This is a genomic window from Nocardia sp. IFM 10818, assembly GCF_054655275.1.
In genome coordinates this window covers 1340780-1357771 of sequence record NZ_BAAHJH010000001.1, presented here as the reverse complement: position 1 = coordinate 1357771, position 16992 = coordinate 1340780, and the positions used below count along the sequence as shown (strand labels likewise).

At 68.3% G+C, this 16992-nt stretch carries 15 protein-coding genes and 1 riboswitch; of the genes, 8 read left to right on the top strand and 7 right to left on the bottom strand.

The window, feature by feature from the left end; translation table 11 throughout:
- Window positions 1-66 precede the first annotated feature (66 nt).
- On the bottom strand, window positions 67-1212 hold the full coding sequence (locus tag ACYQ5L_RS05870) for an MFS transporter (RefSeq protein WP_459963329.1): 1146 nt from the start codon (window positions 1210-1212) through the stop codon (window positions 67-69).
- Window positions 1213-1897: 685 nt separating this feature from the next.
- Window positions 1898-3115 carry an NADP-dependent isocitrate dehydrogenase gene (locus tag ACYQ5L_RS05865; RefSeq protein WP_459956066.1) on the bottom strand — a complete coding sequence of 406 codons (1218 nt, stop codon included), beginning with the start codon at window positions 3113-3115 and terminating at the stop codon, window positions 1898-1900.
- A gap of 269 nt (window positions 3116-3384) precedes the next feature.
- On the opposite strand from ACYQ5L_RS05865, the gene ACYQ5L_RS05860 reads away from it, so the two are divergent.
- Entirely contained in the window at window positions 3385-4035 is a 651-nt protein-coding gene (locus ACYQ5L_RS05860; protein WP_459956064.1) for a hemerythrin domain-containing protein, read from the top strand.
- A gap of 53 nt (window positions 4036-4088) precedes the next feature.
- Here ACYQ5L_RS05860 and ACYQ5L_RS05855 read toward each other — a convergent pair whose 3' ends face one another.
- The 3 genes from ACYQ5L_RS05855 to ACYQ5L_RS05845 form a co-directional block, all read right to left on the bottom strand.
- Entirely contained in the window at window positions 4089-7601 is a 3513-nt protein-coding gene (locus tag ACYQ5L_RS05855; RefSeq protein WP_459956063.1) for an ATP-binding protein, read from the bottom strand.
- Window positions 7602-7726: 125 nt separating this feature from the next.
- Entirely contained in the window at window positions 7727-8401 is a 675-nt protein-coding gene (locus tag ACYQ5L_RS05850) for a hypothetical protein (protein ID WP_459956061.1), read from the bottom strand.
- A gap of 99 nt (window positions 8402-8500) precedes the next feature.
- A complete protein-coding gene (locus tag ACYQ5L_RS05845) occupies window positions 8501-9994 on the bottom strand; it encodes an MFS transporter (protein WP_459956059.1) in 1494 nt (497 codons plus the stop codon).
- Between the two features lie 133 nt (window positions 9995-10127).
- Between ACYQ5L_RS05845 and ACYQ5L_RS05840 the strand changes: the two genes are divergently transcribed.
- The 4 genes from ACYQ5L_RS05840 (at window position 10128) to ACYQ5L_RS05825 (ending at window position 13806) form a co-directional block, all read left to right on the top strand.
- Window positions 10128-10823, top strand: a complete 696-nt coding sequence (locus ACYQ5L_RS05840; protein WP_459956058.1) for a TetR/AcrR family transcriptional regulator — start codon at window positions 10128-10130, stop codon at window positions 10821-10823.
- A gap of 11 nt (window positions 10824-10834) precedes the next feature.
- A riboswitch (SAM riboswitch) is annotated at window positions 10835-10945 on the top strand.
- A gap of 95 nt (window positions 10946-11040) precedes the next feature.
- Window positions 11041-12366 carry a bifunctional o-acetylhomoserine/o-acetylserine sulfhydrylase gene (locus tag ACYQ5L_RS05835; RefSeq protein ID WP_459956057.1) on the top strand — a complete coding sequence of 442 codons (1326 nt, stop codon included), beginning with the start codon at window positions 11041-11043 and terminating at the stop codon, window positions 12364-12366.
- Entirely contained in the window at window positions 12363-13520 is a 1158-nt protein-coding gene (metX, locus tag ACYQ5L_RS05830; protein ID WP_459956055.1) for a homoserine O-acetyltransferase MetX, read from the top strand. Before ACYQ5L_RS05835 ends, metX begins: the two co-directional genes overlap by 4 nt.
- A gap of 124 nt (window positions 13521-13644) precedes the next feature.
- On the top strand, window positions 13645-13806 hold the full coding sequence (locus ACYQ5L_RS05825; RefSeq protein ID WP_169814883.1) for a hypothetical protein: 162 nt from the start codon (window positions 13645-13647) through the stop codon (window positions 13804-13806).
- Window positions 13807-13815: 9 nt separating this feature from the next.
- Here ACYQ5L_RS05825 and ACYQ5L_RS05820 read toward each other — a convergent pair whose 3' ends face one another.
- Window positions 13816-14133: a DUF3017 domain-containing protein gene (locus ACYQ5L_RS05820; protein WP_379201251.1), complete on the bottom strand. Its 318-nt coding sequence runs from the start codon at window positions 14131-14133 to the stop codon at window positions 13816-13818.
- A gap of 79 nt (window positions 14134-14212) precedes the next feature.
- Here ACYQ5L_RS05820 and ACYQ5L_RS05815 point away from each other — a divergent pair, with 79 nt between their 5' ends.
- Together ACYQ5L_RS05815 and ACYQ5L_RS05810 are read left to right on the top strand one after the other, a co-directional pair.
- The gene (locus tag ACYQ5L_RS05815; RefSeq protein ID WP_459956054.1) at window positions 14213-14689 is read left to right on the top strand and encodes a tRNA (cytidine(34)-2'-O)-methyltransferase; all 477 of its coding nucleotides are present in this window, start codon (window positions 14213-14215) and stop codon (window positions 14687-14689) included.
- Between the two features lie 73 nt (window positions 14690-14762).
- Complete coding sequence (locus tag ACYQ5L_RS05810; RefSeq protein WP_459956052.1) at window positions 14763-15413, top strand: Uma2 family endonuclease; 651 nt, start codon at window positions 14763-14765, stop codon at window positions 15411-15413.
- A 120-nt stretch (window positions 15414-15533) separates the two neighbouring features.
- Here the strand turns inward: ACYQ5L_RS05810 and ACYQ5L_RS05805 are convergent, their stop codons facing one another.
- Window positions 15534-15764 (bottom strand): DUF167 domain-containing protein, encoded by a 231-nt coding sequence (locus tag ACYQ5L_RS05805; RefSeq protein WP_459956050.1) that lies wholly within the window; start codon window positions 15762-15764, stop codon window positions 15534-15536.
- Between the two features lie 106 nt (window positions 15765-15870).
- Here ACYQ5L_RS05805 and ACYQ5L_RS05800 point away from each other — a divergent pair, with 106 nt between their 5' ends.
- On the top strand, window positions 15871-16974 hold the full coding sequence (locus ACYQ5L_RS05800) for an epoxide hydrolase family protein (RefSeq protein WP_459956048.1): 1104 nt from the start codon (window positions 15871-15873) through the stop codon (window positions 16972-16974).
- The last annotated feature ends 18 nt before the right edge of the window (window positions 16975-16992 follow it).

Genomic DNA, 16992 nt, shown 5'->3' with positions numbered 1-16992 from the left:
CGTCATGAACACGGCGGCAACCCGCGGGTCTCGAGGGCAGCTGCAGCTCGAGCGCGTGGACGCGACTCAGGGTTTGACGGCCGGGCGGCGCGCTATCAGCACGGTGACGGCGAACAGCGCGGTGCCGATGACCGCGAGACCCGCGCCCACGGCCGCGGGGGCGGTGTAGCCGAGACCGGCGGCGATCACCACGCCGCCGAGCCAGGCGCCGGCCGCATTGGCGATATTCAGCGCGGCATGATTGAGCGCCGCGGCGAGGGTCTGCGCATCGTGCGCGACATCCATGAGGCGGGTCTGCAGGCCCGGCGCCAGCGCCGCACCCGACGCGCCGATCAGGAAGGCGCCGACCGCTGCGGTATACGGATTGTGCGCCGCGGCAATGAATCCCGCGAGAATCACGATCATGGCGATCATGGCGGCGAAGATGGCGCGGTTCACGCCGCGGTCGGCGAGGACGCCGCCGATGATATTGCCCGCCACCATGCCCAGGCCGAAGAGCATGAGCACGATCGGGACCAGGCCCAGGCGCATGCCGGCCACATCGGTGAGCGTGGTGGTGATGTAGGTGTAGACGGCGAACATGCCGCCGAAGCCGACCGCGCCCACCAGCAGGGTGAGCAGTACCTGGGAGCGCCGCAGCGCGCCGAGTTCGGTGCGGGGATCGGTGAGGCGAATGCCGTGCAGTTCCGGCACGAAGCGGGCAATGGCCGCGACGGTCGCGAGGCCGATGACGGTGACCACCACGAAGGCGTCGCGCCAGCCCAGATGCTGGCCCAGCCAGGTGGCCGCGGGAACGCCGACAACATTGGCGGCGCTCAGGCCCAGCATAACCGCGGCAACCGCCTTGGCCCGCTGGCCCACCGGCGCCAGCGAGGCCGCCGCCAGCGATGCCACACCGAAGTAGGCCCCGTGCGGCAAACCGGACACGAACCGTGCGAGCGTCAGCGTCGCGAAGCTCGGCGCGATCACCGTGGCCGCATTACCCAGGCTGAACGCCACCATCAAGGCCATCAGCAGCCGCTTGCGCGGCACCCGCGCGCACAGCGCCGCAATCACGGGCGCACCCACCACGACGCCCAGCGCGTACGCCGAAACAGCATGCCCCGCGGTAGGTTCGGAAACTTTCATGGCCGCCGCGATATCCGGCAGCAAACCCATGGTGACGAATTCGGTCGTCCCGATGCCGAATCCCCCGAGCGCCAGCGCCAGCATGGCCGGCACATGCCAGCCGTCCCGCCCCGGCGCAGCGCTCGACACGCCCTCGGCGGGCGGCGATACAACGGCGGCTTCGGACCCGGATTCGACCACGATCAATCGCAACATCCGGGCGAACCCGCGCGATACCCCGCGCGGCGGTGATCCCACTCACGGGCAGCCCGCGCCCCTACCCGCCCCGCTCGCCCGGAAAGCCTGCGCCCCAACCGAATCCGCCCCGCAGCCCCGCCATCACCCCCGCCGTGATCTCACTCACGACCAGTGGATTCCGCCCGGCATTCGCCCCCGGAAACAGTTCGGGCACCCGCCCACTCACCGTTCGGTGAGGGCAGGTGCCCGGAATGTGTGCGGCGAGATGGTCCCGGCCGGGACGATCGGTCCCGGCCGCCATCGTTCGCCGCTGCGGCGCTGTTCGCGTGCACTCAGCGCAAATCCTCGGACGCTGTCCGCGTCCCCCGGCAACCGGAATCTCCCGCTGCCGGGCTTCGAGGGCAAGCCCCCGCGGCCATCTCCTGGATTCAGGTCTCCCCGTCTCCCGAGCGGCCCCGTCTCGCGGAGCACAGTCGCTCACCCTGGTCCAGAGAAGATCCCTTCTCCGGTTTTCAGGGACCAGTCCTGATCCCGAGACGGCCCTCTCTCCCGGGGTTTCAGGGGCTTGCCCCCGAGTCCCGAGAGTGGGGTATTACCGCAGTTCGCGCGCTAGGTTGGCGTCCAGCACACCCAGGAATTCCTCGGTGGTCAGGTAGCCCTGGTCGCCGCCGACCAGCAGCGCGAGATCCTTGGTCATCTGGCCGTCCTCGACGGTCTTGATGACGACGTCCTCGAGGGTCTGGGCGAAGCCGATGACCTCGGGGGTGTTGTCCAGCTTGCCGCGATGCGCCAGACCACGGGTCCACGCGAAGATCGAGGCGATCGGGTTGGTGGAGGTGGGCTTGCCCTGCTGGTGCTGACGGTAGTGCCGGGTCACGGTGCCGTGCGCGGCCTCGGCCTCACAGGTGCGCCCGTCCGGGGTCAGCAGCACGGAGGTCATCAGACCCAGCGAGCCGAAGCCCTGCGCCACCGTATCGGACTGCACGTCGCCGTCGTAGTTCTTACAGGCCCAGACGTAGCCGCCCTCCCACTTGAGCGCGGAGGCGACCATATCGTCGATGAGGCGGTGCTCGTAGGTGAGACCGGCCGCGTCGAACTCCTCCTTGAACTCGGTCTCGTACACCTCCTGGAAGGTGTCCTTGAACATGCCGTCGTAGGCCTTGAGGATGGTGTTCTTCGTCGACATGTACACCGGGTAGTTCTGCTGCAGGCCGTAGTTCAGCGAGGCCCGCGCGAAGTCCCGGATGGACTCCTGGAAGTTGTACATGCCCATCACCACGCCGCCGTCCTCCGGCATGCGCACCACCTCGTGCTGGATCGGCTCGGAGCCGTCCTCGGGGGTGAAGGTGAGGGTGACGGTGCCCGCCTGGTGCACCTTGAAATCGGTGGCGCGGTACTGGTCGCCGAAGGCGTGCCGGCCGATGATGATCGGCTTGGTCCAGCCCGGCACCAGACGCGGGACATTGGAGATGATGATCGGCGCGCGGAAGATCGTGCCGCCGAGGATGTTGCGGATGGTGCCGTTGGGCGACCGCCACATCTTCTTGAGGCCGAACTCCTCGACGCGGGCCTCATCGGGGGTGATCGTCGCGCACTTGACGCCCACGCCGTGCTTCTTGATGGCGTTCGCCGCGTCGATCGTGACCTGATCGTCGGTCTTGTCGCGGGACTCGATGCCGAGGTCGTAGTACTCGAGGTTCACATCGAGATACGGATTGATCAGCTTGTCCTTGATGAACTGCCAGATAATCCGGGTCATCTCGTCGCCGTCGAGCTCGACGACGGTGCCTTCAACCTTGATCTTGGACATGGATCTTCGTGTCCTCCTAGGAAGGTGGTGCTCCCATTGCACGGCCGGTGAGCACCGCTTGTAGCGGACCCCAGCTGTTCAACAGACAACGTATACGCATGGCGCGCGGCACGGGGCCTGTGGTGCCAGGTCCACGTACGCTGTGGCGTCAAGCAAGACAAGCGTACTGCTGCTATGAACCTCACCGCGCGGGCAGCCCCCACTGTGCGGGAAGCCGCCCTCAGTTACTCGCAAGTAAGGTGCAAGTGACTCGGCGCACGCTCGAAACCATGCCAACCAAGACCACTGTGCCCGACCTGCTGGGTGTGCGACTCGCCCATAGAGCCATGATCGCCGACACCGCACGTTTCGCAGGACTTACCCGCGATATCGCCGTCGGAAACGCGGAATGCCAGCCCGTTCGCGCCCGGGCCGTCACCGACTATCTGCTGTTGCTCTGCGACTCCATCCACCACCATCACACCATCGAGGACGAGGTGCTGTGGCCATTGCTGCGCGCCACCGCCGGCGACGCCGTGGACGTCCGCGAACTCGAGGACGACCACGCCCAGCTCGACCCCCTGCTCGACGATATCCGCAGTTCCGCCCGCGCCTTCGCGACCGCCCGCAGCGGATCCGCCGCCCGCCTCGGCGGGCAGCTCGCCCGTCTGCACACCGTGCTCAGCGAACACATCGCCGATGAGGAGAACACGGTCTTCCCGGTCATCACCACGTACCTGAGCGCCGAGCAGTGGAGCAGAGTCGAAGCCGCCGCCCGCAAGGGCGCGAAGATGAGTTTCGAGCTCCCCCGCATGTTCAGCCACTGCACTCCCGACGAATGGCAGCGGGCCACCGCCGATGGCGGGCTGTCACTGAGGCTCATGCTGAGCCTGTTCGGCCGCGGCTTCCGCAAACGCGAGCGGGTGATCGCCGGTGGCTGACCCGGCCACGATGACCAGGCCGGATCCGGCGGACGCGCGGTGGCCGATCTCGCTCAGCTGCCGAGTTGGGCGAGCTGAGCCTCGATGTGCGCGGTGACGCGGTCCGCGCGGGCGCGGTGCCCGGCCGCGGCGACGGTGTCACCGAAGGCCTCGGCGAGTTCGGCGAGCATCGCGTCCATCGGGCCGAAAACCACGGATCCGCAGTCCGATCCGGCCATGGTTCCTGATCTGGGCAGCAGGTCGGCGTACAGCACGCGAGCCGCCGCCACATCACCCAGGGCGACCGCGGCCCGGGCCTGGAAGACCGACAGGGCCGACCAATAGTAGTCCCGGTTGACCTGGTGCCCCTCCGCGAAGACTTCCCGGGCGCGGTCGGCCCGCCCGGCATCCAGCAGCGCGCAGGCGTACACGCCGGAGATGAGATGCGGTGCGACGGCGTGCAATTGCGCCAGCTCCTCGACCGCGCCCGAGAGATCGCCCCGTGCCCAGCCCAGCACCATACCGGAAACCAGCAGCATCTCCGCCCCGTTCGCACTGCCCGAGGCCACCATGGCGGCGCTGAACTCCGCGTAGATCGCCTCGGCGGCGGCGTAATCGGCGCGCAGCACCGCCAGCACGGCGGAGAACAGATGGAGCACACCCAGCAGCTGATTCAACTGCCCGCCGATCGCGCACTCCAGCGCCAGCTCCACCTGCTGCCGCGCCCCCACCAGATCGCCGTCCCCCGCCGCGATCAGGAACCGCAGATAGTGCGCCACCGCCCGATACTCCACCAGCCCCGCCGCCTCCGACACCCGCAGCAGCTCCTCCGCCAGCGGGGCCCGCTCATCCCACAGATCCGGACCGAGCGCCATGAACGCCCGCGCATTCAAAGCCGCACAGAGCAATTCGTCGTCATCGAGCGTCCGCGCCAGTCCCAGCGCCTCCCCTGCCGCATCCCGCGCCCGGGCATCGTCCCAGCCCTCGGTCTCGAAAACCATTGCAACCAAGAGCCGCACCCGATCCGACGCGCGCACCGGCCCCCGCAAGGCGTCGGCCAACGCATCCGCCATCCGCTGATCCGGCTCCCTGCGAGTGCGCGTCGACCAGATCACCGGCGCCCGCCAGCACGTCAACACGGTCACCACGGCCTCCGCAGCCGCCGGTACCGACGCGCCGATCACCCGCGACCCGGTATCCCCCTCCACCGTCACGCCCACCGCCGTGTCCACCGAAATCTCCAGGGTCTCGGCCCAATCCAGCGCCCGCCGCCACATCACCCGCGCAGCCTCGTGATTCCCGCTGTACGCCAAGGCGGTCACCAGCCCGCACCGCGCCCGAAGCGATTCCCCCCGCCGATCCACCCCGTCCTCCCCCACGCGGTCGTACAACTCCAGCGCGGCCCGCCACAAGGGCGCCGCATCAGCGCGCGCACCCCGTATTTCGCAATGCCGCGCAGCCGCGACCACGTGACCCAGTCCCCGCACTGTCATCCCCGAGCTCCCACCGAAACCCCAGTCCGCACTCACGCCCTCGGCGGGGGCGGTCACCACGCGCACGCCAGCAGCCGTAGCCCTTGCTGGATCGGTAGCCGAACCCGTTGCCGTGCCGCCACTCAGGGCAGTGTCGGTGATATCGAGGGCGGCGCTGGCGGCTGGTTCCGCCGTCGCACCGATGCGGACTCCCAGGCCCGCGAGGGCATGGTGGGCGAGGGCGTCGAGGTCTGGGGCGCGGGTACGTTCCAGGGTTTCCAGGGCGGACCAGTGCATGCGGGCGCGGCGGAGGGCGGGGATGCTGCCGTAGACGGTGTCGCGGATCAGGGCGTGGCCGAAGCTGATTCGGCCGGTGCGGCCGAGACGAAGCAGGCCGGCGACGACGGCGGTGTCGATCCAGTCGATCAAGGTGTCCTCAGGTTCGCCGGAAAGGTCGAGCAGGAGGTCGAAGTCGATGTCGTCGCCCCAGACGGCGACCAGGCGGAGCATTCGGGTCGCGCCCGCGGGGAGGCGGTCTATGCGACGGCCGAGCACATCACGTACAGCGATCGGGAGAGCGTGCAGATTGCCTTCCGCGGCAGCCAGTTTGGCCAGTTCGCGCACGAACAGCGGGTTACCGCCGGTGCGAGCGCGCAGCAATGCCAGTGTGGTGTCGTCGATTCCGCGCATCCCGGCCGCCGCCGCCACCGACCGCACCGCTTCCCCGTCCAACCCGCTGAGCACCGGGCGCGCTGCCGTGACCGCTGCCAGTGCCGCCGCCGTGGCCCGAATCTCCTCTCCCGCTTCGGATCCGCGCAAGGTCACCAGGATCAGCACCGGGCTCTCCGCCAGCCAGGCCACCACCTGGCGCAGGATCTGCAGGGTTGCCCCGTCTGCACGATGCGTGTCCTCGAGAATCATCGCTACCGGCCACCCGACCTCGCCGCACCGCGTGGTCACGGCCCGCGCGATCTCGAACGGTCCCGCCTGCCCGCCCGCGCCGCCGCCCAGTTCGCCCAGTAACTGCACCCAGGCCCATGCCACCGGAGCCCCGTCCACTTCAGGGCAATGCCCCATCGCCACCGTCCACCCCGCCACCCGAAGTTCCTCGGTGATCGCCCGCGCCACCGTGGATTTTCCGGCTCCGGCCTCACCCTCGACCCACACCAGCCGCACCCGGCCGGCCGTGGCTTCCCGCGCCGCGGCCGCCACCACGGCACGCTGTTCGAGGTACCCGACCACGAACTCGTGCGGCGCGGCCGATCCTGCGGTCGGAGATTGCCCCGGCTCGTGCCGATCGGACTGCTGCGGTGTGGCGGGGCCATGGGGCGCGGCCGCGTGCACGGTGAGTACCGGTGGGAGCAGGTTCGGGGCGTGGGCGAGGATGGCCGATTCCAGTTCGCGCAGTGGCGGGCTCGGGTCGACGCCGAATTCGCCGGTGAGAATCGTTCGGGTCCGGCGCAAAGTGGCCAGGGCTTCCAGTTGGCGGCCCGCGCGGTAGTGGGCCAGGGCCAGCAGGCGCACGGCCTCCTCCCGTTCGGGGTGTTCCTCGACCAGGCGGTGCAGGCCGGTCGCCGCTTCGTCGGGGCGTCCGAGTTCCAGGGCTGCGCTCGCGCGCTGTTCCATTGCGGTCCAGCGCATATCGGTGAGGCGAGCGAGTTCGGGCGCGGCCCAGCCAGCGGTGGCGTACGGGGCGTAGGCCGGGCCGCGCCAGAGGGTGAGGGCATCGCCGAGCAGGCGGCGGCGGGCGCGCGGGTCCGGATGGGCGGCGGCCGCGGCGACAAGTTCCTCGAAATGCCAGACGTCCACGGCGGTGGCCGGCAGGCACAGTGCGTAGCCGGGGGACTGCGAGATCAGCACGCGAGCGGGGGCGCGCGGTGGGCGGGCGGGTTCCAGGGCGCGGCGCAGATACGAGATGTGCGCTTGCAGGGCCGCCGCGGCCTTCGGCGGCGGCTCGCCCTGCCACAGGTCCTCAACCAGCCGGTCCGCGGAGACCACCTCGCCGCCCGCCGAAACCAGCCGCGCCAGCACCGCGCCCTGCATCGGCCCGCGCAATGCGGCCGCCCGCCCGTCGACTTCGACCCGCAACGCGCCGAGCACTCCCACATACACCACGGAGAGATCATCGTCTCGCGGCTGCCCATTGCTAACGATCGCCACCTACGACCACGGTGCGGCGACCGTTCCCGGTTCGGTCCCGCGAGCCCGGCCGCGGTCCTCAGGTGCGAGACCGGCCCCGGTCAGCGGGTGGCAGGCCGGCGCAGACTGCGGAATCCGGCTGACGCCAGCGCGATTCCGACCACGATGGTGCCCGGGATGATCCAGAGGCCCTCGGGGCCGGGCAAGCCCTCCGCGGCCGCCATGGCGAACACCGCGAGCAGCAGCAGCGCTCCGGAAACACGACCGAGGCCGGGCCTCGGCTCAGCGAGGGCGCAGATGGCCAGCAGCAGCCAGCCGAGGAGCAGGGCGGCGGCGAGCGGGCCGGTCACGGGTAGCGCGGCCGCTTCGATGCGGGCCTGATCGTGGTGTGCGAGCTCGGTGGCGACGAAGACCTCGTGGTAGGAGCCGATCGGCACGGTCACCGCGAAGCCGAGGAACATCAACGCGCCGGAGAGGGCGGAAACGCGTGCCGCCCAACCACGTGCGACGACCGGCTGCCCCGCGGTCGCCCAGCGGCGGTCGCCGCGCCACAACGCCGTCACCACCGGCAGACCCACCGCCAGCAGTACCGAACCCGCGGTAAAGGTGAGGTGCGCCGCCACCCAGGTGGCCGCCCGCTCGGCCGCTTCCGAATGTTCCAGGGGATGCAGGCCATTGCCGATCGACCACAGCACCCCGCCCGCGATCAGGGCGTATGCGGGCCATCGGGTATCCGGGTCGCGGGTGGTGGGTTCGGCTGTCATCAGAGTCGTCATGCATCCACTGAAACCCGCTCCCACTCACAACGACTTGCCGTCGACTTGCGCCCGCCACCGACTCCGATGGCGGGTGCGCACTGCCGTAGAAGGCGGATATCAGACGCCCACGTGCACGTACTCGGGGCCTTCGAGCAGATTCTCGGGCTTGTCGCGGATCATCAGCCAGATGATCGGGATGGTGGCGATGAAGAAACCGGCGCCGATCAGGAACGAGATGTCATAACTGTGGATAGCGGCGCGGGCGGCGAGATTGTCGACGGTGGCGTTGTTCTCCGCGTAGCTCTCGGCCACCTGGACCGCGATCGTGGTGAGCAGGGCCGTGCCGATGGCGCCGCCGACCTGCTGGGCGGCGTTCAGCAGGGCGCTGGCCACGCCCGAGTCGGCCTCGTCGACCTGATGCAGGGCCGTGGTCTGCATGGCCACGAAGATCGGGCCCATGCCGAGGGCGATGAGGATCATGGCGGGCAGGACGCTGGTGGCGTAGCCGTCGCCGTAATCCAGTCGCGACAGGTACAGCAGACCCAGCACGCCGAGCAGCGCGCCGGCGATCAGCACCGGCCGCGGCCCGCGACGGGGCAGGACGGCGCTGGTGAGGCCGGCGGCGATGACGATGCCGATCGGGAAGGGCAGGAAGGCCACGCCCGCCTTCAGCGCCGAGTAGCCCAGCGTGATCTGCAGGTAGAAGCTCAGGTTGAGGAACATGGCGAACATGGCGATGGGGACCAGCAAGGCCACCAGGAACGACCCGCCACGATTGATCTCACCCGGAATACGCAGCGGCAGTAGCGGATTCACGGAACGACGCTCGATGGCCACGAAGGCGGCCAGCAGGGCGAGCCCGGCGCCGAGCAGCGCGAGGGTGGTGCCCGCCAGCCAGCCGTCGTCGGCCGCCCGGCTGAATCCGTAGACGATCGAGACCAATCCGAGCGTGACCGTGACGGCGCCGGGCAGGTCGTAGCCGCCGGTGCGCGGTTCGGGCACGTCCTTGACCACGAAGGCCAGTCCGCCCAGCACCGCCAGCAGCGCGAAGGGCGTATTGATCAGCAGCGTCCAGCGCCAGTCCGCGTATTCGGTGAGCGCGCCGCCCACAATGAGCCCGATGGCCACCCCGCCCGCCGAGACCGCCGCGAAGACGCCGAAGGCGCGGGCGCGCTCCTTGGCCTCGGGAAAGGTCACCGACACCAGCGACAGCGCGGCCGGCGCCAGCAGCGCCGCGAACGCGCCCTGCAGACCGCGCCCGGCGAACAGCTGCCAGCCCGTTTGCGCGAGCCCGGCCAGCGCCGAGGCCGCGGCAAAGCCGATCAGGCCGATGAGCAGGATCCGGCGCCGGCCCAGATAGTCGGCCAGCCGCCCGCCGAGCAGCAGCAGGCCGCCGAAGATGAGCGTGTAGGCCGTCATCACCCACTGCCGGTCGCCGTCGCTGATGTGCAGATCCTGCTGCGCGAAGGGCAGCGCGATCGTGACGATGGTGACGTCCAGCACCACCATCAGCTGCGCCAGGGCGAGTACGCCCAGCGCCCACCAGCGGGTGGAAGTCGTTGTCTCGATTGGTTTCCGGTCGGCGTCCAGCGCCGCGATCCCGCTGGTCATGGTCATCTCCTCGGTTGCCGGGCAGTGCAGTCATCGTGTCATCGGGCGACAAATGTCGTCAAGAGAAATCTGTCGCGTTGCGACAGTTGTCAGATGAGGTCACAATCGCGCGAAGTATCGCTAGACTGGACCGATGCTCGGTTTGTCGACGTCGACCACCCGGACCGGACTCCGGGAGCGCAAGAAGCAGCAGACGCGGTCTCGGATCATCGAGGTCGCCCTGAGGCTGTGCGACAAGCAGGGCTTCGACGCCACCACCGTCGAGCAGATCGCCGACGCGGCCGATGTCTCGCCGCGCACCGTGAACCGGTACTTCGACTCGAAAGAGGCCATCGTGGTCGGCCTCATCGAGGACTTCGAGGGCGCGCAGGCCGAGGCGCTGGCCGCCCAGCCGCGCACCGGCAATGAACTCGAAGCGCTGCGCGCCAGCTTCCTCGCGGTGATCGACCGCATCCTCACCGAGGGCGAACCGATCTCCTTCGAGCAGTTCAAGCAGATGCAGCGGCTGATCCTGGACAACCCCACCGTGCGGGCCCGCAGTTTCGAATCCGTCTCCTTCGAACAGGCCGCCCTCGCGCGGGTGCTGGCGGAGCGGCTCGGGGCCGCGCCCGATGCGCTCTCGGTGCAGCTGCTGCTGTCGATCTGGCAGGTCATCTGCCACGCCGGCAAGGAGGACAGCCTGCGGCAACTGCTCGACGGGAACGATCTGGAAGCCATCGCCGCGCACTGCGTGAATCACGTGAACACCGCCTATGCGGAGTACATCCGGGTGTGCGCGGTTCCGAGTGTGTCCGGCCCCACTGCGGGAAGTTCCGGATCCGGCAGTTAGAATCTCGCTCAGGTCAAGAGCATCAGCGACAAGCCCCGGCTCGCTGATCGGCAACCCTCCAGCTGCGGTGGGGTGCTCCGGGTGAGGACCTGGCACTCGAGGGACGAGTGCAAGCGCAACGTAGGAGGCCACCCGAAATGTGTTGTTGTCGAAGCCTATTCGTTTCTCGATAACGTCAGACTTCCGCCTTTCGGCGACCTTTTTCTTGGAGCAGGACATGAGTGACTCGACCGCGCCCATCGACCCGGCCGACTGGTCTTTCGACACCAAGCAGATCCATGCCGGGCAGGCGCCCGACGCCGCCACCGGGGCCCGCGCCCTGCCGATCTATCAGACGACGTCCTACGCCTTCCGCGATACCGATCACGCCGCCGCGCTGTTCGGGCTCGCCGAGCCGGGCAATATCTACACCCGCATCATGAATCCCACCCAGGACGTGGTGGAGCAGCGCATCTCCGCCCTGGAAGGCGGTGTGGCGGCGTTGCTGCTGGCCTCCGGGCAGGCGGCGGAGACCTTCGCCATCCTGAATCTCGCCGCGGCGGGCGACCACATCGTGTCCAGCCCGCACCTGTACGGCGGGACCTACAACCTCTTCCACTACTCGCTGCCCAAGCTGGGCATCGAGGTCAGCTTCGTGGAGGATCCCGACGACCTGGAGCAGTGGCGGGCGGCCGTGCGGCCCAATACCAAGGCGTTCTACGGCGAGACCGTCGCGAACCCGAGCAGCTCGATCCTGGATATCCCGGGCATCGCCGGGGTTGCGCACGCGGCGGGCGTACCGCTGATCGTGGACAACACGGTGGCCACGCCGTATCTGATCCAGCCGCTGCGGCACGGCGCGGACATCGTGGTGCATTCGGCCACCAAGTACCTGGGCGGGCACGGTTCGGCGGTGGCCGGTGTGATCGTGGACGGCGGGACCTTCGACTGGACCGTGCGCGATGCCGAGGGGCAGTCCCGGTTCCCGGGTTTCACCAGCCCCGATCCGTCCTACAACGGCGTGGTCTTCGCCGATCTCGGCGCGCCGGCGTTCGCGCTCAAGGCGCGCGTGCAGCTGCTGCGCGATCTGGGCGCGGCCGTATCGCCGTTCAATGCCTTCCTGATCAGCCAGGGCATCGAGACGCTGAGCCTGCGGGTGGAGCGGCACGTGGCCAATGCCCAGGCGGTCGCCGAATTCCTGGCCACCGCGCCGGGCGTGGAGTCGGTGTTCTACGCGGGCCTGCCGAGCTCGCCCTGGTATGAGCGCGGCAAACAACTGGCACCCAAGGGCGTCGGCGCCATCGTGTCCTTCGAGCTGGCCGGCGGCGTGGACGCGGGCAAGAAGTTCGTGGAGGCGCTGGTCCTGCACAGCCATGTCGCTAACATCGGGGATGTGCGCTCGCTCGTGATCCATCCGGCGTCGACGACCCACTCCCAGCTGACTCCCGAAGAGCAGCTCGCTTCGGGCGTCACGCCTGGTCTGGTGCGTCTCGCGGTAGGCATCGAGGGGATCGAGGACATCCTGGCGGATCTGCGGGCCGGACTGACGGCGGCGGCACGGTGATCGTGAACATCGAATCGAGCACGGTGCGGGAGACGGCGGAAGCTCTGCTCCCGCCGTCCGACGGGACGCTCGGCAGTATTGCCATCGGGGCGGTGCGGCTGGAGAACGGGGCCGTCATTCCGGACGTGACGCTGGCCGTGCAACGGTGGGGCGAACTTTCCGCGAATGCCGACAACGTGATTCTGGTCGAGCATGCGCTGACCGGTGATTCGCATGTGGTCGGCCCGGCCGACGTGCATCACGCCCAGCCCGGCTGGTGGGACGGCATCGTCGGGCCGGGTGCGGCAATCGATACCGGCGAATGGTGTGTCATCGCCACCAATGTGCTCGGCGGCTGCAAGGGCAGCACCGGGCCGAGCTCCTTGGCCGCGGACGGAAAGCCCTGGGGCGCAAGGTTTCCCGAGATCTCCATTCGCGATCAGGTGACCGCCGAGGTGGCGCTGTTCGATCTGCTGGGCATCGACCGGCTGGCCGCCGTCGTCGGCGGGTCGATGGGCGGCATGCGGGTGCTGGAGTGGATGGTCGGGTATCCGGACCGGGTGGGTGCGGCGCTGGTGCTGGCCGTCGGCGCGCGCGCCACCGCCGATCAGATCGGCACGCAGACCACGCAGATCGCCGCCATCACCTCCGATCCGGACTGGCAGGGCGGCAACTATCACGGCAGCGGGCGGGCGCCCATGACCGGTATGGGGCTGGCGCGGCGCATCGCGCACCTGACCTACCGCACCGAGTTCGAGCTCGACCATCGCTTCGAGAATCATGCCCAGGGCACCGAGAATCCCTGGGACGGCGGGCGATACGCGGTGCAGAGTTATCTGGAGTATCAGGCCGACAAGCTCATCGCGCGCTTCGATCCGGCGACCTATGTGCTGCTGTCGGAGGCCATGAACCGGCACGATGTGGGCCGCGGGCGCGGCGGCGTGGCGGCGGCGCTGGCCGCCACCCCGGTGCCGTGCGTCGTCGGCGGCGTGGACTCCGATCGCCTCTACCCGCTGCGCACACAGCAGGAGCTGGCCGATCTGCTGCCCGGCTGTCGCGGCCTGGAGATCGTGCGCTCGCGCGACGGGCACGACGGCTTCCTCACCGAGACCGAGGCGATCGGCAAGCTCATGGTGGAGACCATGGAGCTGGCACGCGCGGCGCGCGAGCGCTAATTCGAGTCGCGCCCGTTTCGCGCGAATTACACTGAGGCGCTGCCGGTTTCATGCGGGTGACACATCGGTAACCGTGATCTGATCGCGATCCAATCCGGTCGCCGTGGCGCTAATGTTATCCAGCATGACGGCAGCCTTCGATGACATGGATCTACGTGATCTCGTCGATCTGCTCTCCGAGGAGGAGCAGCTCGAGCTTCGCCCCGATATCCTCCGCGTCTTACACCGGCTCCCGTCGCAGGAGATCCTGCGCCGTGAGCTCGGCCGACGCATGACCAAGGTTTGATCCCCGCCCCTATGTGATACCCAGCGGGCTGATGGTCGCCGCCAGCACGATGATCGTCGCGCCGAGCGCCGTCAGCCACGCCACATCGAATCCCTTGCTGCGCACCGCGAGCACGCCCACCTTCTCGGTCGGCAGGAGCATCCGGAAGGCCGCCGCCAGCAGCGTCGCGCCGCCGAAGACATAGGTCCCGCGCCGCCAGCGATCCCAGGCCAGCAGCACCACGGCCACGATCATCACCAGCGCGATCAGGATGATCGGCAGATTCTCCCGCACGAACGCACCGGCGCGGCTGCTGCGATCCTCGGGGGCGGCATGGGCTGGACTCACGCTGCGAGCTTAACCGCCCGCCGCCGCGACGGCCCGACCCACGGCCGGGTCACGAACAGCACGGTCCGTATCTTCTGCAATGCTGATCGGCGTGTTCCATCTCGTGTTCTTCCAGCCGCGCATCCCGCCCAATACCGGCAACGCCATCCGCCTGGCCGCCGGCACCGGCTGCCACCTGCACCTGATCGAACCCCTCGGCTTCGACCTATCCGAGCCCAAACTCCGCCGCGCCGGCCTCGACTACCACGACCTGGCCTCGGTCACCGTGCACCACAACCTCTCCGCCGCCTGGGAAGCCATCGCCCCCGAACGCGTCTACGCCTTCACCGCCGGCGCCACCACCCGCAACACCGACATCACCTATCTCCCCGGCGACGTCCTCCTCTTCGGCCCCGAACCCACCGGCCTCCCCGACGACGTCCTCGCCGACCCCCGCATCACCACCCAGCTCCGCATCCCCATGCTCCCCGGGCGACGCTCCATGAATCTGTCCAATGCCGCCGCGGTCGCGGTGTACGAAGCCTGGCGGCAACAGGGTTTTCCTGGCGCGGTGTAGGACAATACGGACGTAGCCGTCCACTCTGCGTGAACCCAAGGAGGCAGCGGACATGGCGAAATACCCTGATGACATGTCCATTCCGCATGCCGAACAGCCGGACCTCCCCGAGTACATGACTTGGGAAGAGCTCGAGCAACTCCCCGAAGAGATCGCCGAAGAGATCGAACTGTGGGATGGACGTGTGGTCTGGCTGCGGCGCGGCCCCGGCGAGCATCAGATTTTCACGGCGCGATTGTTCAACGCCTTCGAGCGTTGCGCGCGCAAAGCCGTATCGGCCGATCCAGAGGACTGCTGGCGCGTAAGCCTCGAGAGCAATATCTTTCTCGGCAGTAGCGGAAAGTCCAACTTCCTGACACCCGACTTCCTCATCCATCGCTGCCTCGCCCCGTATCAGGATGTACGCGGCACGGATGTCCTACTGGTCGGCGAAGTGCTGTCACCGTCCAATACTCCAGCGAACCTCGAGGAGAAGAAGGGCCGCTACGCTAGCGCCGGAATCCGTTGGTACTGGGAAGTTTCCCTGGCTTCCGAGGCCAGCGCCATTGCCGCCGTGCGCGCCTATGCTCTCCAGTCCAAACCTGGCGAGCTGCCGGAAGGCGTCCATCCGCTCCGGACAGCCAACTATCTCCTCGCGGGAGAATGGACCCACGCCGATATCAATGGCATCGAGTTCGATTTCCCGTTCCCGATCCACATCCCCTGGGACGAGCTCGCGTTCTGAATCGGTCATGCGTCGCCACCGGATCTTGTGACCTCGGAATCGCCATGCGCTGAACGGCATTCGGCCATATTGCGGGGTGATGAGCCCACCCCCGACCGGACGCCCGTCCCCGTCGGCCGATCAGTCGTCGATCTCGAAGCGTTTGAAGCGGGAGGTGGCGCCGGCGGTGAGGCGGACGGCGGTTTTGGCTACGCCGTAGTGGGCGGCGAGTAGTTCGATGGCGGCCTTGTTGGCCTTGCCTTCGACGGCGGGCGCGCGAACGTACAGCTGAAGGGTGCCGTCGTCGAGAGTCTCGACGAGGGGACCCTTCTTGCTGTTCGGCTTGATCGTCGCTCGGACCACCGTCGACACCCTGACTCCTTTCGGTTTCCATCGATTCTCGCCCAAGGGTTGAAACGGAATGAATCATTCTGCTAATCTGGAACGGAACAAAGCATTCCGTTCCAAGGAGATGGCAATGACCTTCCAGCCCTTCCGAGTCGACATTCCCCAGACCGATCTGGACGATCTGCGCGATCGCCTGGCCAAGGCGCGCTGGACGCCCGCGCTGCCCGGGGCCGGCTGGAGCCGCGGGGTTCCGGTGGACTACCTGCGCGAGCTGGCCGAGTACTGGAAGGACGGATTCGACTGGCGCAAGGCCGAAGCGGAGCTCAACCGGTGGCCGCAGTTCCTCACGGAGATCGACGGGCAGCGCATTCACTTCAAGCACATCCGCAGCGAGCGGGAGGACGCGAAAGCCCTGTTGCTGCTGCACGACAATCCCGGCGGCGCCATGGGCCTGCTGGATGTGATCGAACCCCTGTCCCGGGATTTCCACCTGGTGATCCCGTTCATGCCCGGTTTCGGTTTCTCCACCCCGCTGGCCGATACCGGCTGGACCGTCCCGCGCACCGCGGCGGTCTTCGCCGAGCTGATGACCCGGCTGGGCTATGAGCGGTTCGGCGCGCACGGCGGCGGTGGCGGCGCGAACCTGGCCATCGAACTGGGCCGCCAGGCGCCGGATCGGATGATCGGCCTGCACGTCAATGCCTACGTCGCGTTTCCGGATGAGAATGCGGAGGGCCTGACCGAGGCCGAGCAGCAGCGGATGGCGACCATCGACACGTTCATGCGGGAGGGCATGGGCTTCAACATCATGATGTCCACCCGGCCGCAGACCATTGCGCACGGCCTCAATGATTCGCCGATCGGCCTGCTGGCCTGGGTGGTGGAGAAGTTCAAGGAGTGGAGCGATCCGCGCGCCGAGCTGCCCGAGCAGGTGATCTCGAAGGACCGGATGCTCACCGATGTCAGCGTCCAATGGTTCACCGGCACTTCGGGTTCCATCGCGCAGAGCTACAACGATGTGGCGCACGACCCGACGGCCTGGGCGCCCAAGCCGCGGGTGAGCGTGCCGACCGCGTTCGTCGTCGCCGCGGGCGATGTCACGGTGCGCCGCTTCGCCGAGCGCGATACCACGGTGGCGCGCTGGACCGAATTCGACAAGGCCGGCGCGTACATCGCCCTCGAACAGCCCGACCTGCTCGTCGGCGATATCCGCGCCTTCTTCGGCGAGCGCTGAGCCGCAATCGAATTCGAA

What these genes read in the sequence shown, in the direction of transcription:
- ACYQ5L_RS05870 (WP_459963329.1), bottom strand. Translation starts at nt 1,212, where the DNA reads ATGCTGGCGCTGGCGCTCGGGGGATTCGGCATCGGGACGACCGAATTC.
- ACYQ5L_RS05865 (WP_459956066.1), bottom strand. Translation starts at nt 3,115, where the DNA reads ATGTCCAAGATCAAGGTTGAAGGCACCGTCGTCGAGCTCGACGGCGAC.
- ACYQ5L_RS05860 (WP_459956064.1), top strand. Translation starts at nt 3,385, where the DNA reads ATGCCAACCAAGACCACTGTGCCCGACCTGCTGGGTGTGCGACTCGCC.
- ACYQ5L_RS05850 (WP_459956061.1), bottom strand. Translation starts at nt 8,401, where the DNA reads ATGACGACTCTGATGACAGCCGAACCCACCACCCGCGACCCGGATACC.
- ACYQ5L_RS05845 (WP_459956059.1), bottom strand. Translation starts at nt 9,994, where the DNA reads ATGACCAGCGGGATCGCGGCGCTGGACGCCGACCGGAAACCAATCGAG.
- ACYQ5L_RS05840 (WP_459956058.1), top strand. Translation starts at nt 10,128, where the DNA reads ATGCTCGGTTTGTCGACGTCGACCACCCGGACCGGACTCCGGGAGCGC.
- ACYQ5L_RS05835 (WP_459956057.1), top strand. Translation starts at nt 11,041, where the DNA reads ATGAGTGACTCGACCGCGCCCATCGACCCGGCCGACTGGTCTTTCGAC.
- ACYQ5L_RS05825 (WP_169814883.1), top strand. Translation starts at nt 13,645, where the DNA reads ATGACGGCAGCCTTCGATGACATGGATCTACGTGATCTCGTCGATCTG.
- ACYQ5L_RS05815 (WP_459956054.1), top strand. Translation starts at nt 14,213, where the DNA reads ATGCTGATCGGCGTGTTCCATCTCGTGTTCTTCCAGCCGCGCATCCCG.
- ACYQ5L_RS05810 (WP_459956052.1), top strand. Translation starts at nt 14,763, where the DNA reads ATGTCCATTCCGCATGCCGAACAGCCGGACCTCCCCGAGTACATGACT.
- ACYQ5L_RS05800 (WP_459956048.1), top strand. Translation starts at nt 15,871, where the DNA reads ATGACCTTCCAGCCCTTCCGAGTCGACATTCCCCAGACCGATCTGGAC.